General features: G+C 35.0%; 13 protein-coding genes and 1 tRNA gene. 7 read left to right on the forward strand and 7 right to left on the reverse strand.

Annotation, left to right across the window (positions count from 1 at the left end; genetic code table 11):
• Positions 1-10: 10 nt before the first annotated feature.
• Positions 11-361, reverse strand: coding sequence for a hypothetical protein (locus SYN6308_RS22960; RefSeq protein ID WP_017295854.1), 351 nt, complete (start codon positions 359-361; stop codon positions 11-13).
• 384 nt (positions 362-745) lie between these two features.
• Here SYN6308_RS22960 and SYN6308_RS18060 point away from each other — a divergent pair, with 384 nt between their 5' ends.
• Both SYN6308_RS18060 and SYN6308_RS18065 read left to right on the forward strand, forming a co-directional pair.
• Positions 746-1,390, forward strand: a complete 645-nt coding sequence (locus SYN6308_RS18060) for a hypothetical protein (RefSeq protein ID WP_017295855.1) — start codon at positions 746-748, stop codon at positions 1,388-1,390.
• Positions 1,391-1,906: 516 nt separating this feature from the next.
• The gene (locus tag SYN6308_RS18065) at positions 1,907-4,324 is read left to right on the forward strand and encodes a DUF3987 domain-containing protein (RefSeq protein WP_017295856.1); all 2,418 of its coding nucleotides are present in this window, start codon (positions 1,907-1,909) and stop codon (positions 4,322-4,324) included.
• A gap of 451 nt (positions 4,325-4,775) precedes the next feature.
• On the opposite strand, the gene SYN6308_RS18070 is transcribed toward SYN6308_RS18065, so the two are convergent.
• From SYN6308_RS18070 to rpsF, 3 genes are all read right to left on the reverse strand, one after another.
• A tRNA-Pro gene (locus SYN6308_RS18070) sits at positions 4,776-4,849 on the reverse strand.
• A gap of 51 nt (positions 4,850-4,900) precedes the next feature.
• Positions 4,901-5,257: a DUF1818 family protein gene (locus SYN6308_RS18075; protein ID WP_017295857.1), complete on the reverse strand. Its 357-nt coding sequence runs from the start codon at positions 5,255-5,257 to the stop codon at positions 4,901-4,903.
• A gap of 21 nt (positions 5,258-5,278) precedes the next feature.
• On the reverse strand, positions 5,279-5,728 hold the full coding sequence (gene rpsF / locus SYN6308_RS18080; RefSeq protein WP_040466890.1) for a 30S ribosomal protein S6: 450 nt from the start codon (positions 5,726-5,728) through the stop codon (positions 5,279-5,281).
• Between the two features lie 181 nt (positions 5,729-5,909).
• On the opposite strand from rpsF, the gene SYN6308_RS18085 reads away from it, so the two are divergent.
• The gene (locus tag SYN6308_RS18085; protein WP_026102153.1) at positions 5,910-6,689 is read left to right on the forward strand and encodes a fumarylacetoacetate hydrolase family protein; all 780 of its coding nucleotides are present in this window, start codon (positions 5,910-5,912) and stop codon (positions 6,687-6,689) included.
• Between the two features lie 208 nt (positions 6,690-6,897).
• On the opposite strand, the gene SYN6308_RS18090 is transcribed toward SYN6308_RS18085, so the two are convergent.
• A complete protein-coding gene (locus tag SYN6308_RS18090) occupies positions 6,898-7,374 on the reverse strand; it encodes a Tic20 family protein (protein WP_017295860.1) in 477 nt (158 codons plus the stop codon).
• 99 nt (positions 7,375-7,473) lie between these two features.
• Positions 7,474-9,993 (reverse strand): glycogen/starch/alpha-glucan phosphorylase, encoded by a 2,520-nt coding sequence (locus SYN6308_RS18095; RefSeq protein WP_017295861.1) that lies wholly within the window; start codon positions 9,991-9,993, stop codon positions 7,474-7,476.
• 483 nt (positions 9,994-10,476) lie between these two features.
• On the opposite strand from SYN6308_RS18095, the gene SYN6308_RS18105 reads away from it, so the two are divergent.
• The 4 genes from SYN6308_RS18105 to crtB all read left to right on the forward strand — a co-directional run bounded on the left by SYN6308_RS18105 (position 10,477) and on the right by crtB (position 15,505).
• Positions 10,477-12,123, forward strand: a complete 1,647-nt coding sequence (locus SYN6308_RS18105) for an NAD(P)H-quinone oxidoreductase subunit 4 (protein WP_017295863.1) — start codon at positions 10,477-10,479, stop codon at positions 12,121-12,123.
• A 195-nt stretch (positions 12,124-12,318) separates the two neighbouring features.
• The gene (locus SYN6308_RS22965) at positions 12,319-12,654 is read left to right on the forward strand and encodes a DUF29 family protein (protein ID WP_052312618.1); all 336 of its coding nucleotides are present in this window, start codon (positions 12,319-12,321) and stop codon (positions 12,652-12,654) included.
• Positions 12,655-12,934: 280 nt separating this feature from the next.
• On the forward strand, positions 12,935-14,341 hold the full coding sequence (pds, locus tag SYN6308_RS18115) for a 15-cis-phytoene desaturase (protein WP_017295864.1): 1,407 nt from the start codon (positions 12,935-12,937) through the stop codon (positions 14,339-14,341).
• Between the two features lie 234 nt (positions 14,342-14,575).
• Positions 14,576-15,505, forward strand: a complete 930-nt coding sequence (gene crtB, locus SYN6308_RS18120; RefSeq protein WP_017295865.1) for a 15-cis-phytoene synthase CrtB — start codon at positions 14,576-14,578, stop codon at positions 15,503-15,505.
• Between the two features lie 181 nt (positions 15,506-15,686).
• On the opposite strand, the gene SYN6308_RS18125 is transcribed toward crtB, so the two are convergent.
• Positions 15,687-16,322: a peroxiredoxin gene (locus SYN6308_RS18125; RefSeq protein ID WP_017295866.1), complete on the reverse strand. Its 636-nt coding sequence runs from the start codon at positions 16,320-16,322 to the stop codon at positions 15,687-15,689.
• Between the last annotated feature and the right edge of the window lie 144 nt (positions 16,323-16,466).

The following is a 16,466-nucleotide window of genomic DNA, read 5'->3' on the forward strand; positions in this document are numbered from 1 at the left end:
AATAGCTATATTACAGCGATAAAATATCTTTTAAATCTTTGATTAATTGTCCTGAACCGTTGCTTTTATATCCCGTTTGTTTTAAATCAATTTTATCCATAATTACTTTTAATTTATCGATTATTTCTAAACTCTGACTTTCAAAATTAGAGTCTAAATTTAACAAAGACTTTTTGACTAAATCTTCAATAGTTCCTGAGATATTACCAGTAGATTTTAGTACTAAGTAAAGTTCCTGATCAATGGTGGTATTAATCCGTTTTTTAGGTACATCACCTTGTAATCTATTTTTAGGATTAAGCGCATTGATAGAGTTGTCATTAATATTTTTCTTTAAATATCCCATAATAATATATTGCATGGATGCAATCAGATAATGTGTATATATTAAATATAGCATTCTATCAGATAATGTGTATATGTAACTTTAGTAAAAATAGTATTATGTTTACTGTGTAAGTTTGTGAACTGTGATTACTGATAAATAATGAATTGAGGATATATACGCTTATTTTCTATGTAACTCCTATTATGCTTATAATTAATCAGTGAGTGTGTATATATAGGTAAATGAGCAAAATAAGGTCAAATTAGAGAATATCTATTTAATGAGTCTGTTCTAAATTCTTAAGGTATTTTGATACTACCCTATCTTTATTTTTAGGACTTCTTAAAATCGCTTCTAGGTATCGCAGAATTGATATTATGATTAATAGATAAAAATGTAGGGGTACAATAGCAGATTATGGGATATTTTAAGAAAAAAAGTATTAGGGGTGAAAATAAATATTATTGGGTGATCGCCAAAAGAGATTCTAAGAAGTTAGGTGGTACTGGTAAAGTCAAAACTATAGAATATTATTTAGGCGATCGGTTATGGAATTTAAAATATTTATCTTGGTACTTATGGAATAATGATCTTAAATTAGATGATGTTCTGAATAAATTAGTCATATTTAGATTAAATGAGCTTGATCTAAAAAATAACGTTAATTATCAAATATCAAAAAAATATAATCTAAGTTTTAGAAGTAATAAAGATTCTAATATTGATTTAAGGAAAAAAGGTTATATGGACTTTAAAACCCTTACTCAGTCTTATATAGACAGTATTATTACTGATTATCAAAATTTCAATGAAAACATTAAACGTATTGTACATTACTTAAAAAGCTATAACACTTTTATCAAGTGTGCAAATAAAGAAAAATATAAAGATACAGATTCATATCTTTATGATAGTAATTGTGCTGATGAAGTTTTTTATTTTAGTCAATCTAGCTTAGAAAGTTTACTTAACCAAGTTCCAAAGACTCAAAGAGAGATTGCTAAAGATCGTATTTGGGGATATTGCCTAAGAAAATGTCCATTAGAAAAGTTAGACTTATAAATTAATCGCTCATTGTTGACTATTCAATTTGAATAATGAGTAAAATTTACCAGTAAATTAGTTAACAAGTTGTTATAAAGTTTATATCCTATTTTAGGATTGCAAAACGCTATAGCGTTACGATAAAAGCCTTATAAATAAAAGGAAAAAGACGATTTTAATTAGATAGTAAAATAACTGAAACGCTATATCCTGAGCAGAGGACTAAGTGACTTTGTGTCAAGTTAACTGGTCAAAATTACTCGTCAAAATACACAATACTAATCGATTAAATTTTAGGTTTTCAAATACTGGTAATTTAGTATTATGTACTGATATAATGGATCAAAGTAACCTTCACAATAAAGGAGTTTGATATGTTAACAATTAACAATAAAAAAACCCTTACTATGAAGGGCAAATACAAGCAATAATAATTTAAGGGATTGTTCGCAGTCCCTTAACTGCTTTTTAGCTATAATGTTTTTATGAGTGGTGCAAACACTCTTAATAGCAAATTAAAAATCTAATAAGTATATGATACCAAAAAATCAAGGTTTTTCCCTCAAAAAACTTTACAGTTCTTCTTGTTTTGCTGTATGTCGTAATAAAGAGTACTATGAGAAATCATGGCAAAAAGGCAAATCTTATGAATATTGCCAAAAACAATTAAGCATCGGTAAAGCTAATGGTTATGGATTATTGACAGGTGAATTTAACGGCTTCGGTATTGTTGCCATAGATTTTGATGGTGATAGCGCCGATCAAGTCGCTAAAGGTATTGGTTCATGGTCACTTAATCAAGATAGTATGTGTTGGTCAAGTGGCAAAAAAGGTCATTATCAGATTGCATATCAGATACCAAATGAACACTTATCTTTATGGCAACATATCGGTAAATATGACTTAACCAAATATAAAAGCTATAGCGCTATCAATGGTGATCACCTTGAGATACGTTATCAAGGTTTTGCAAGTGTTTTACCTCCCTCCGTACATCCTGAAACAGGTTATTACAAATGGATTAAAGAAATACCTCCCCGTTGTTTATCCTTACAAGAATCTTACGATTTACTCAATGCTTGTTTAATCTTTATCAAGGATAATGAATTATCACCTCAAGATGAATTGAGAATGATTGAAACGGCGTTGTCTTATATTCCTAGTGATGATTATGAGACTTGGGTAACGATCGGTATGGCATTGTACAATCATGGACTTGACTTTGATATTTGGGATAAATGGAGTAGTACCAGTGCTAAATATGATGGTAAAGGATTAGAGAAAAAATGGGATAGTTTCAAAGGCTATAAAGTGGGAATTGGTACATTATTTTACCTTGCCAAAAACAACGGTTTTAATCAATCTCAATGGATGAGAGAAAACTTAAAACGTAATGTAAAAATACTTTCAAAAACTTATGAACAATCAAGGGATGATATTAATGAAAATAACGTCCCTTTTTTGTATGAACAATTAGTTAATAAATTAGCAAAACCTGAGATTACAGAATCTCAAAGATACTTAGAAATAGGTCAATTTTCTTCACAATATAAAGTATCCCCTAGCTCACTTGTACAAGCGATTAAAGCTAAAATAGAACGAGAAAATAAAACTATTGAACTAGACAGTGTTAAATCTAATTTAGACGACTTAATTAATGTACCTAATGAGCAATTAGACTTGAATTATATTTTTGGGGATTTATTATCAGATTTAATTAAAGATACAGCAAAGGAAATACCAACTAATCCTGATGCTATTATTACCATTTTATTACCAGTTTTAGCTTCGGTTATTGGTACAAGGTCAAGAATAATTGTTAATCCAAAAACTCGTTATATTGTGCCGTTTATTATCCGCTCTATGATTGTGGCAAGAAGTGGTCATAAAAAGAGTCCTACTGCAAGACTAGCGGTCGATCCATTACAAGATATTAATGTTGACTACTATCACCAATACAAGAAAGAATTACAAGCATGGCAAGAATTAACTGATGAAGCAAAAAAACAAACTCCTAAACCAGTTCAAAAAAGAACTTTAACTCAAGATAGTACGTTTGATGGTCTAATCAAAATTCACTATGAAAACCCTAAAGGTTTACTTTGTTTTGTTGATGAGTTAGCAGGGTATTTCAAAAGAATGAATAAATTTTATAATGGTGATGACATTCAAAGGGATTTAGAACTATATGAAGGAAAGCCTTTGATCAAAACCCGTGCTAGTGAAGAAAATAACTATTTTCTTGAAAGAACTGCTATTAGTGTAACAGGAACTATTCAAGAAGTGGCATTAAAAGAAATCCTTAACAATGAGCATGATTTAACTGGTGTTAGTGCAAGGTGGATTATTTGGGCGGGTAAAATGCCTTTGGGTAAACTTTCTCAAAGAACTCAAGATGATAATGGTTTCTATGAGGTTAACAGAAATATCATTGACTTATTGTTAAAAGTAGATATTCAAAGTGACTTACTGATAGACGATCAAGCCTATGAAATGTTTAGACAGTGGCAACATGGAGTTATGGATAATTTACAAGATTTATCCTTACCACAATTAGAAAATAAGCATAGCAAAATTGAGAGTGATGTAATTAAGTTTGCTGGTGTATTGCATTATCTTCATTCTATGATTAGTTCAGATTTTATTACTAATGAAATAATCATTAACTCTGAGATTATGGCAAGGGCGATCGCATTAGGAAATTATTACCTGAGACATTTTGCTTATATCGTTACCAAATGCCAAGAAAATTTACTTAATAGCCAATTACTGAAAATTCTTGAATTAGCACACAAAAAAGGTGAAATTACAGCATCAATGGTAAGAGATTATATCAGAGAGTTTAAAACCTTTCCCATAACTGAGATTAACGAATTACTATTATCCCTAGTGGAATTAGGTAAAGCTCAACAAATACCCACTAAAAAAGGTATCCGAATCAAGGTAATGTAACTTATTTTCAATATATAAATACAAGATATTGAAATATAGTTTATAGAAAAATAGGTAAAAAGTAAAAACAGACAGATTGTCTGTGTTTAAAAAAGATGCTTTTAACTCTTTTAAAACAAGGGTTTTAAGCATTTTTGTTTTTTAGGTGTCTGTTTTTATGTCTGTGTTTTGGAATCTTTATATAGTAACGGATTAAGGCATTATTACAACGTAATCACAGACAAAACAGACAATTTTAGACAGAATATGATCCTTTTCCTTGATTTGAGCGTAAAAGTTTATGTTTACATTTCACTTTAACAACATACCTACTGAGTAATAAATTTTTAAACACATGATACAAAAACTCAAAATTCATAAATTTAGGATTTTTGCATCAAATTTGCATCAATTATTCTAATTATTAAAAGAGAAAGAACTGAACCGTAATAAAAATAAGCGATACAGTGTATCGGAGCGGCGGGATTTGAACCCACGACCCCCACTACCCCAAAGTGGTGCGCTACCAAGCTGCGCTACGCCCCGTCAATCACGATTATCTATTATAGCAATAATAATCTTTTTTGTCAACCTAACCTAAAATAGTTCTAAGGATTGGGAGGCTTGAATTAGCTCTTGAATGACGCTTTCATCCCAAGTACCTTCACATCCTCTCCCCTGTAAAAGAATAATTCTCAGGGAATATCGATCGAAATATCCTTGAGCCCCCAACCAGATTAAATCACTTTCCACCTCACAGACGATGGTTTCTTCTTCCATGAGATGTTCACTTATATCTGTAACTGCTTGATCAATTTGTAAGAGAAGATGGCGAAAATCTCGCATTTCTTTGGTAGTAAGTTCGATCGCCCAGTCTTCACCGCCAATTAAACCCTGATAAACTGGAGCAGATTCTTTCCATCCGATACGCCAACCCTTACCTTTAGTGATCAAGCAATTATTCCTTAAACGTTTTTATACGGCAACAGTTTCTTCCTCTGGAGTTTCTTCAGTAGAAGAAGTTTCCTCCACAGATTCAGCCACCTCTACGGGGGTAGAAACTTGAGGTTGTTCGATGGGAGCAATAACAGGAGTTCCTTGTAATTCAGGAATATCTTTTTCTTCAAACTCAAAACCTTTATCAAGTTTGATAGTAAGATAACGAATTACATTTTCACTTAAACGCATATCTCTTTCAATAATAGCTACTTGAGAACCATCTCCAGTATAATGAGTCAAAATGTAGATACCATCTTGAAATTTGAGAATTTGATATGCTAAACGGCGTTTCCCCCAAACTTCCATAGATACTTTTTGGGCACCATTTTGTTTGAGTAAATCACGGTATTTGTGTAACTGTTTGTTTACTTGGTCATGGGTTAAATCAGGACGCAAAATAAACATCATTTCGTAAGTGTTAATCATCTGTATTTTTCTCCTTTTGGACTAAAAAGGCTTCCCGTGAACCCAAGAAGCAAGGTTTTTTGATTTTACACTATTTTTAAAGTAAAACTCATTGATACTTTTTGATAATAGTGCTTATATATTTATAGCAGAAAAAGAAATTATTGCAAAATTATTGAATATTCTTAAAGAAATTGGTATTATGGCACAACGTTATGTGAGGGTAAAAACTACCACAGGACAGATATACTATGGTAGATTACAACTAAATCGCACAGTAGAAGTTTTAGATGCTCCCCCTTGGTTGAATGGGAAAGTAACAGAGCAAATATTAGAAGATTCGCAATATCAATTATTAGCCCCTTGCTCCCCCTCTAAAATTGTCGCTGTGGGCAAAAATTATGCAGCTCATGCCGCAGAAATGGGGGGAGAAGTACCAAAAGAGCCTTTAATTTTTCTTAAGCCTCCTTCTGCTATTATTCCCCATGAACAAAAAATTATCTATCCTAAACAGTCTCAAAGGGTTGATTTTGAAGGGGAATTGGCTTTAATTATCGGCGATCGCACTAAAAATTGTACGATCGAAGAAGCGAAAAATAAGATTTGGGGATATACGATCGCTAATGACGTAACAGCTAGGGATTTGCAGAAAAAAGACGGACAGTGGACAAGAGCCAAAGGATTTGACACTTTTTGCCCCCTAGGTCCTTGGATTGTGCGAGAATTAACATCAGAAGCGAGATTACAAACATTTATCAACGAAGATGTAAAAAATCCCAAACAGTCTGCTTTAGTATCGAGTATGGTATTTTCTCCAGAAGAATTAGTGGCTTATATCTCTCAAATTATGACTTTGTTACCCGGAGATGTCATTTTAACAGGTACTCCCGAAGGTGTTGCCCCCTTAACCGTAGGAAATACAGTAACAGTAGAAATTGAAAGCATTGGTAAACTAACTAATCAAATTGAGGCAACTACCTAATTGAAGTTGAAATATAAGGACATCTCCAACGAGCTAATCTGAGGACATTTTTTTTATTTCTTATCTCAAAACTTTGATTTTTCATTCCTTAACCTAATACCTAACACCTTCCCAGCACCAAAATACTATGAGGCAACGCCTAGATATTTTTCCTGTCTTCGGAGTCTTCCTATATCCTGTCTCCTTTCTCCTCTCTCCTACGGGAATATTACCAAGGCACTTGCCCCGAAGCCGCTTCGGAAATAAGGGGAATGTCAGGATATTTACCAGATACGGACTGAACCATACCATAAATACAACCAATTAAAGTGCCGAGGAAAATAGTATTAAAAATAGTTTCTATTAGTAATCCGCCTCCTAATCCTCCTGCAAAAACATTAACGACTAAACTAATTAAAATTAAGAGAATTTCCATGAGAATAGATTGCATGGTATTGAAACGAATAAAATGACTAATACGGGAATTTCTCACCACCGCAGAATATAAAATGATGAAGAGAATAAAACCACCAAAAGGAATCTGATTAATAATGATTAAAGGGGTTAGAGGAATAGCTAGTAATTTTAGAAAAGGAATTTGTGCAAATAAATAAGCCCCAAATTGTAAAGCCGAATAAAGAGGAAATAGATAGACTAATGCACCAAAAATTTTGTCTTTCCCGTCGGTGGTATTGCGCCAACTCATAAAATTCGTTTATTGATAAAAGTTCACTTACTCCATATTAGCAAAATTGAAAATTAGACATCTTCAAGAAATATTTTCTGAGGATGTCTATATTTTTAATTACCCTTGGTAATCATCTAACTCGATTTGTACTGGTTTAACATTCCAAATTTCGTTACAATATTCAGTGATGGTACGATCGCTAGAAAACTTAGCCATACGAGCGCTGTTTAAAATAGACATTTTAGTCCATTTTTCTTGATCTTGATAAGCCATGGCAACTTGTTTATGACACTCCACATAGGAATGATAATCAGCTAAAAGCATATATTGATCATCGTATAAGAGAGAGTCCACAATGGGTTTAAACATTTCAGTATCACCGTGACTGAAATAACCACTAGCAATTCGATCGATTACCTCTTTTAACTCAGCATTATTTTCATAGTAATGTCGAGGGTTGTAACCATGAGCTTTAGTTTGAGCAACTTCTTCGGCAGTTAAACCAAATAAGAAGAAATTTTCTTCCCCAGCTTCTTCCCGAATTTCGATGTTTGCACCGTCTAAAGTACCAATAGTTAACGCACCATTCATGGCAAATTTCATATTACCTGTACCTGATGCCTCTTTTCCTGCGGTAGAAATTTGTTCGGATACATCAGCCGCAGGATAAATTTTTTGTCCTAAAGAAACGTTAAAGTTAGGTAAAAATACCACTTTTAAACGTCCTCTGATGTCTGGGTCTTTATTGACTACATCTGCAACACTATTAATTAATTTGATGATCAATTTTGCCATAAAGTAACCGGGAGCGGCTTTGCCACCAAAAATGAAGGTTTGTGGTGCAATATGTAAATCTGGATCACGTTTGATGCGATTATAAAGGGTAATGATGTTTAAAACGTCTAGGTGTTGGCGTTTATATTCATGAATCCGTTTGACTAAGACATCGAAAATAGAGTTAACATCAACTTCGATCGCGCGTTGTTTAAAGATATAATCAGCTAATCTCTGTTTATTTGCTTGTTTGATGTCACGCCATTGACGACAAAAATCTGGATCATCTACATATTTCTCGATTTGTTGAATTTGGCTTAAATCTTTTACCCAACCTTCCCCAATTTTTGAGGTGATGAGTTGTGCTAACTTAGGATTACTTAATACCATCCAACGGCGAGGAGTGACTCCATTGGTTTTATTATAGAATTTTTCGGGCCACAGGAAGGCAAAAGCGTTGAGAGTCTCTTGTTTTAAGAGTTGAGTATGTAAGGCGGCTACTCCATTAATAGCGTGACTACCAACACAAGCTAAATTTGCCATACGAACTTTTTTACCGTTACCTTCTCCAATAATGGATACGGCGGTGAGTAAATCTTCATTACCCGGATACCATGTGCGCACATCTTCAAGGAAATGATGGTTAATTTCGTAGATGATTTCTAAGTGACGAGGCAGGAGTTTTTCAAATAAGCTAACATCCCATGTTTCTAAGGCTTCGGGTAAGAGGGTATGGTTAGTATAAGAAAGGGTTTTTTGGGTAATATACCACGATCGATCCCAGTCTAAACCATGTTCATCCACAAACAAGCGCATCAATTCAGCCACGGCAATGGCGGGGTGAGTATCATTAAGTTGAATGGCTACCCTTTCATGGAAATTGTCGAGATTTTTGTTATTGCGTAGGTGAATACGGATTAAGTCTTGTAAGGATGCCGAAACAAAGAAGAATTGTTGAGCGAGTCTTAATTCTTTTCCTGCTGGGGTGTTATCATTGGGATAGAGTACTTTGGAGATAGTCTCAGAGTTGATTTTTTCTTCAACGGCTCGATCGTAGTTACCAGCGTTGAAAGCCTCAAAGTTAAACTCCTCACTAGCTTCTGCTTTCCAAAGACGAAGGGGATTAACGGTATTGGTTTTATAACCCGGTACTGGAGTATCATGGGGAATAGCCAGAACGGTTCGATCGGGTATCCATGAAACACGATAATGTCCTTTACTGTCATAATAGCCTTGAGTATAACCGCCTAATTTCACAGGTACTGTTTCATCGGGGCGAGGTAATTCCCAAGGGTTGCCAAAACGTAACCAGTTATCGGGCATTTCTCCTTGCCAACCATCTCGTAAAAGTTGGAAAAAGATGCCAAATTCGTAGCGAATACCGTAACCAACAGCAGGAATTTCCAAACTAGCTAAAGAATCGAGGAAACAGGCCGCTAATCGCCCTAAACCGCCGTTTCCTAAGCCCGGATCGGGTTCTTGCTCAATTAATTCGTTTAAATCTAAGCCTAATTCAGCGATAACTTTTTCAATTTCTTCGTAAATATCAAGATTGACTAAGTTATTACCTAAATATCTACCCATCAAAAATTCGGCGGAAAAATAACAAACTAATTTGCTTTGGGTATTTTTTTTGTAAGTCTCCGTAGTTCTCAAGAAACGATGTAATAACCGATCTCGAATAGTATAAGCTAAGGCTACATAATAATCGTAATTGGATGCTTGGGTTCGATCGATACCTTGAATATAGAAAAGGTTATCTAAAAAAGCCCGTTTGAGGGTTTCTGGACTCATGCCAGTACGATCGTCTTCTACTTTAATAGTAGGGGTACAAAATAATTCGGAGGTGGTTTCTTGGGTCATATTTATTTTCCATACTCTCTATAATTTTAAGGTTATACGATTTTGTTTCGATCGAGCTATTTTTTTTAGATAAAGACTCAGTAAATTAATTGAGAATTGAGCATTGAAAATTGAGAATTAATGGAGTTTTCCAGAAAAAATTTTTATCTGTTGCCTCTTGCCTTCAGTTGTACAGTGCCAAATTAATTTACCACTTTTCTTTCGCTCCTCAAAGAAGCAATCAGCCCAAAAGTACCGCCAATCATACCAATAATTAACCAGAGTAAAAATGAATTCCCTTTAGTGTCAGCAACGATGGCTGCCGTAAGACCGATCAAACAATGAAGTAGCATTAGTATAAAAACGAAAGTGGGATCAAAGTTAAACATATTTTATAGGTGTGAAAATTTAATTAAATAGTATTTAAGCAAAAAAATCGTAACAAAAGTTAACAAAATATAGTAAGATAGTCACACTAAAAATTAAATCTTATATAAAAAGACTATGATAGCGGATCAATTTCCTTGGCTTACCGCAATAATCGCCTTCCCCTTGGTGGCGGCACTGTTTATTCCCTTAGTACCAGATAAAGAGGGTAAAACCCTTAGATGGTATGCTTTAGGAGTCGGATTGATAGATTTTATATTAATGTGTTACGTTTTCTGGCAACATTACGATACAACTAGCGCCAGTTTGCAACTTGTAGAGCAATATCCTTGGATTCCTGAATTGGGTTTAAGTTGGAGTGTATCTGTAGATGGTTTATCCATGCCTCTGGTGTTATTGGCAGGTTTAGTGACGACTTTATCGATGTTTTCTGCTTGGCAAGTCGATCGAAAACCCCGTTTATTTTACTTTTTAATGTTACTGTTATACTCGGCACAAATTGGGGTATTTGTTGCTCAAGATATTTTATTATTATTCATCATGTGGGAATTAGAATTAGTTCCTGTCTATTTATTAGTATCCATTTGGGGTGGACAAAAAAGACGTTACGCCGCCACAAAATTTTTACTTTATACAGCCTTAGCGTCTATATTTATTCTCGTTGCAGGTTTAGGAATGGCATTATACGGCGGTGGAGAAATCACCTTCGATATGGTGGCATTAGGATTAAAAGAATATCCCATCGGTTTAGAAGTCTTACTCTATGGAGGTTTATTAATTGCCTTCGGTGTGAAATTGGCAGTTTTTCCCCTTCATACATGGTTGCCTGACGCGCACGGTGAAGCCTCCTCTCCTGTATCCATGATTTTGGCAGGAGTTTTGTTAAAAATGGGAGGTTATGGCTTAATTCGACTCAATTTAGGCTTATTACCCGAAGCCCATGTTTATTTTGCTCCAGTCCTCGTGATTTTAGGGGTTGTGAACATAGTTTACGGCGGTTTTGCCTCTTTTGGTCAAACCAACATGAAACGCCGTCTCGCTTATTCTTCCGTGTCTCACATGGGTTTTGTATTAATTGGTATCGCTTCTTTTACTGATTTAGGTATCAGTGGCGCGATGTTGCAAATGTTGTCTCATGGTTTAATTGCCGCCCTCTTATTCTTCCTTGCAGGGGTGACGTACGATCGAACTCATACCATGTTCTTAGATGAAATGGGAGACATCGGCAAAGCCATGCCCAAAGTTTTCGCACTATTTACAGCTGGTGCAATGGCTTCTCTAGCCTTACCCGGTATGAGTGGATTTGTCAGTGAATTAGCGGTATTTGTCGGTTTTAGTAATAGCGATGTCTATGATTCAACCTTTCGTACAGCAACAGTGTTTCTAAGTGCCGTAGGTTTAATTGTGACTCCTATCTATTTACTGTCGATGTTAAGACAACTATTTTACGGTACTGACAAAGTGCAAATGTGTATCATTGGCGATACTGAAGAAAAAGAAAACTTCGACAACGATCCAGCAGTATGTTTTGGTACAAGTTGTGTTTTACCTAGTCAAGCAGTATATGAAGACGCAAAACCAAGGGAAGTATTTATCGCCGCTTGTTTCCTCGCCTTAATTATCAGTGTGGGATTATATCCAAAACTAGCAACGCAACTCTATGACGTGAAAACCGTTGCGGTGAATGCTGAAATTCGTCAAACTTATACAGAGATTGCCCAAGTAAATACTCCTGTGGTAAGCTCGATCGCTCTTCAGAAATAAGGAATTGATTAAAATTAAATTCGTAGGGGTTGAGTAATATTCAACCCCTTTCAGTGTTAGATTTGAAGAAAAGTTATGACTGTTCAGGGGTAAAATGTTATGCAATCTTTAACGAAAACTAGCTTAAAAGATTTATATAATGAAGATTATTTAGCGTGGCATGAGAACACTTTAGAGCAAATAAAATAAAGAAATTTGACTGATTTAGATTGGGATCACTTAGAGGAAGTCTTAAGGAATTTGCTTAGAGATATTAAACGAAGTGGAGAAAGTTATTTAAAACAAATTATTATTCATTTATTGTTAATTGAATATTGGGAAAAAGAAAGGATAAATCATCGTCACAGGGGAGCAGAAATAACTAATTTTCGTGACGAATTAGATACTGATATGACTACTAATTTACGCAGACATCTTGATAAAGAAAAAGAGAATATTTATCAAAAATCAGTTAAATATGTGATGATTAAAACTGGTTTAAACAAAAAAATTTTCCTGTTCAATGTCCTTATAATTTACAACAATTATTAGATTCTAATTGGTTTCCTGAGAATCTTAATTTAATCTAATTTTTTTACATCTCCTTCCCTACTCCACAGAATTTTTATTAGACATCTTCAAAAATACAGGCAAGATGCCTGTTCTACGGTGATAAAATCATTAAATATTCATAAATAAATAGCAGTTCGATCGAACTTTAGTTCATGTAACCTCAACAGTTTAATGAAAAAATCTTAAAAAAATGTAACGAAATGTGAAGCATTAAGATTAAAATGATAAAGAGAAAAAAATGTAAATGAGTAAAAAATAGATGCGAATTGCCATAGCAGGTGCAGGATTAGCAGGGCTTTCTTGTGCAAAATATTTAGCAGATGCTGGACATACCCCTATTGTCCTTGAAAGACGTGATGTTTTAGGGGGAAAAGTTGCCGCATGGAAAGACGAAGATGGAGACTGGTACGAAACAGGGCTTCATATCTTTTTTGGTGCATACCCCAATATGTTGCAGTTATTCCATGAATTAGGTATTGAAGATCGTTTGCAGTGGAAAGAACACACTATGATTTTTAATCAACCCGACAAACCCGGTACTTATTCACGGTTTGATTTTCCTGATCTTCCTGCTCCTATTAATGGGTTGATTGCCATTTTGCGTAATAATGATATGTTAACTTGGGGAGAAAAAATTAAGTTTGGTTTAGGGTTGTTACCTGCCATTGTCCAAGGACAAAAGTATGTGGAGGACATGGATCAATATTCTTGGTCTGAATGGATAGCAAAACAAAACATTCCCCCTAGAGTCGAGAAGGAAGTTTTTATCGCTATGTCGAAGGCATTGAACTTCATTAACCCTGATGAGATTTCCGCTACTATTCTCTTAACGGCTTTAAATCGCTTCCTACAGGAAAAAAATGGTTCAAAAATGGCGTTTTTAGATGGTTCACCCACGGAAAGATTATGTGAACCCATTGTGGATTATATCACCCAAAGAGGGGGAGAAGTGCGTTTAAATGCTCCTTTAAAGGAAATTTTGTTAAATGAGGATGGAAGCGTTAAAGGCTTTTTATTGCGTGGTTTAAATGGTGCGGAGGATGAAGTTTTTACGGCGGATGCTTATGTTAGTGCCATGCCTGTTGATCCTTTGAAAGTGATGTTACCTCCTTCATGGAAGGAAATGCCTTTTTTCCAAAAGTTAGAAGGTTTAGAGGGTGTACCCGTGATTAATCTTCATTTATGGTTCGATCGAAAACTTACCGATATTGATCATTTATTGTTCTCTCGATCGCCCTTATTAAGTGTTTATGCTGACATGAGTAACACTTGCAAAGAATACAGTAATCCAGATCGATCGATGTTAGAGTTAGTCTTAGCCCCCGCGCATGATTGGATTACAAAGTCTGACGAGGAAATCATCGAAGCCACCATAGAGGAGTTAAGAAAATTATTCCCTCAACACTTTACAGGAGATAATCAAGCACAACTTTTAAAATCTCATGTAGTTAAAACCCCTCGATCGGTTTACAAAGCCACCCCCGGCAGACAAGCCTATCGCCCTTCTCAAAAAACTCCCATTGCTAATTTTTATTTAGCGGGAGATTTCACCATGCAAGAATATTTAGGCAGTATGGAAGGAGCGGTTTTATCGGGCAAACGTTCTGCTCAAGTAATTACTCAAGATTATCCTGTTAGTACAGCAAAAGAACCAGCTCTTGTGTAGAAAAACCTTATTGTCATGGCGAGGGATTGTTTATCTCAAAATTTTGATTAAACTTCCTGATTTCCTGAAGCCATCTCAAAAGGGATTGCTTCGTACCTCGCAATGACAGAATAAAAAAATTTGAAAGGTTAACTATTTTCGTGATGAAAATTGCTCAGAAAGTGAGACAATACTATAGAATCGTCATTATTCTTATTTTTAAACTTATATTTAGCTATTATTCAGCAGGGATGAATGCTGCAACTGCATAAAAAATTACAACCTAAACAACCTTTAGCCACCCCAGAAGAATCTTATGAATACTGTCGTCAGGTGACGGCAAAGTATTCTAAAACTTTCTATTTGGGTACATTGTTGATGCCTAAAGAGAAACGAAGTGCTATTTGGGCGATATATGTATGGTGTCGTCGTACCGATGAATTAGTAGATGGTCCTCAAGCCAAGTTTACTACCCCTGAAACCCTTGATTTATGGGAACAACAATTAGAGTCAGTATTCGCTGGGCAACCGATCGATGATCCTGATGTGGCATTGGTGGATACTCTTAAGCGTTTTCCCATGGATATTCAACCTTTTAGGGATATGATTGCGGGGCAACGGATGGATTTATACCGTAATCGTTATGAGACTTTTGAAGAATTAAAACTTTATTGCTATCGAGTAGCCGGGACGGTAGGATTGATGTCCTCTGCTGTATTGGGAGTTGATGAAACTTATTTGAATGCTCCTTGGTATCAAAAATCGGTTTATATTCCTGAAGAAGAAGCTATCGCTCTTGGCATTGCTAATCAATTAACGAATATCCTCAGAGATGTGGGTGAAGACAGAGGTAGAAATCGCATTTATCTCCCCCTTGAAGATTTAGCAAGGTTTAACTATAACGAAGAAGATTTATTTAATGGAGTCATTGACGATCGATGGTATAGTTTAATGCAATTTCAGATCGATCGAGCTAAACAATATTACGAAGACGCTGAAAGGGGAATAAAAGCCTTAAATCCTGATGGACGTTGGCCCGTGTGGTCTGCTTTAATGTTGTATCAGGGGATTTTAGATGTCATTGCTAAAAATAACTATGATGTGTTTAATTATCGTGCATTTGTACCAACCCCTAATAAAATGCTTTATTTACCCGTTGCGTGGTTAAGGGCTCAAGTTTTATAAAGGAATCAGGAATTAATGCAGTGGAAAAGAAGAAATGGAGAATTAGTCAAACTGTAAGTAGTAGGGGCATAAGGCCTTATGCCCCTACTAGATGACGTAAGAAATCTACTACTACGCTAGTTTCTGGGTTGTTTGCCTACATCATAATCTTTGATTTGGTGTATGGTAGTTCACTTAATCCCTACTTATTGGGTTGAGGAGTAAAGCGTAAATAAGGCTTAACCTCTGTTACTCCTTTTGGAAACTTCTCCATGGCTTCGGGGGTAGAAATCGAAGGCACAACCACACAATCTCCTCCGTCTTTCCAGTTAGCTGGGGTTGCCACTTGATGATAGTCAGTTAATTGTAATGAATCAATAACTCTTAAAATTTCATCAAAGTTGCGTCCTGTACTAGCAGGGTAGGTGATGGTTAAACGTAATTTTTTATTAGGGTCAATAACAAATACACTTCTAATGGTAAGATTATTTAAAGAATTCGGATGAATCATCCCGTATAAATCAGCAACTTTTCGATCGTCATCCGCAAGAATAGGATAGTTAACGGTGGTTTTTTGAGTTTCGTTAATGTCGTTAATCCAACCTTTATGGGATTCTACTCCATCAACACTAAGGGCGATAGTTTTGACATTGCGTTGTTGAAATTCTGGCTGTAAACTAGCAACAGTACCTAATTCGGTAGTACAAACGGGGGTATAGTCAGCCGGGTGGGAAAAAAGAACTACCCAGCTATCTCCTGCCCAATCATAAAAGTTAATTTCTCCGATACTGGAGTTTTGAGTAAAGTTAGGAACTACATCCCCTAATTGTAATGTCATAGATTTAAACTTAAATTTGATTTAGATTCATTAACATTTATAATTGTGTCATATTTATGCCTTTATTTTATCAATTTTTATTTTTCGATCGAATCTTGATAAATCTTGATAATAAAAAGCTCTTATAAGTACTTATGCAAAATA

The sequence above is a fragment of the Geminocystis herdmanii PCC 6308 genome, from assembly GCF_000332235.1.
Classification (GTDB): domain Bacteria; phylum Cyanobacteriota; class Cyanobacteriia; order Cyanobacteriales; family Cyanobacteriaceae; genus Geminocystis; species Geminocystis herdmanii.

Coding starts and splice junctions, on each gene's coding strand:
- rpsF (WP_040466890.1), bottom strand. CDS start 5,728: ATGATTAACACTTACGAAATGATGTTTATTTTGCGTCCTGATTTAACC.
- SYN6308_RS18085 (WP_026102153.1), top strand. CDS start 5,910: ATGGCACAACGTTATGTGAGGGTAAAAACTACCACAGGACAGATATAC.
- SYN6308_RS18065 (WP_017295856.1), top strand. CDS start 1,907: ATGATACCAAAAAATCAAGGTTTTTCCCTCAAAAAACTTTACAGTTCT.
- SYN6308_RS18060 (WP_017295855.1), top strand. CDS start 746: ATGGGATATTTTAAGAAAAAAAGTATTAGGGGTGAAAATAAATATTAT.
- SYN6308_RS18125 (WP_017295866.1), bottom strand. CDS start 16,322: ATGACATTACAATTAGGGGATGTAGTTCCTAACTTTACTCAAAACTCC.
- SYN6308_RS22960 (WP_017295854.1), bottom strand. CDS start 361: ATGCAATATATTATTATGGGATATTTAAAGAAAAATATTAATGACAAC.
- crtB (WP_017295865.1), top strand. CDS start 14,576: ATGCTGCAACTGCATAAAAAATTACAACCTAAACAACCTTTAGCCACC.
- SYN6308_RS18095 (WP_017295861.1), bottom strand. CDS start 9,993: ATGACCCAAGAAACCACCTCCGAATTATTTTGTACCCCTACTATTAAA.
- SYN6308_RS18105 (WP_017295863.1), top strand. CDS start 10,477: ATGATAGCGGATCAATTTCCTTGGCTTACCGCAATAATCGCCTTCCCC.
- pds (WP_017295864.1), top strand. CDS start 12,935: ATGCGAATTGCCATAGCAGGTGCAGGATTAGCAGGGCTTTCTTGTGCA.
- SYN6308_RS18090 (WP_017295860.1), bottom strand. CDS start 7,374: ATGAGTTGGCGCAATACCACCGACGGGAAAGACAAAATTTTTGGTGCA.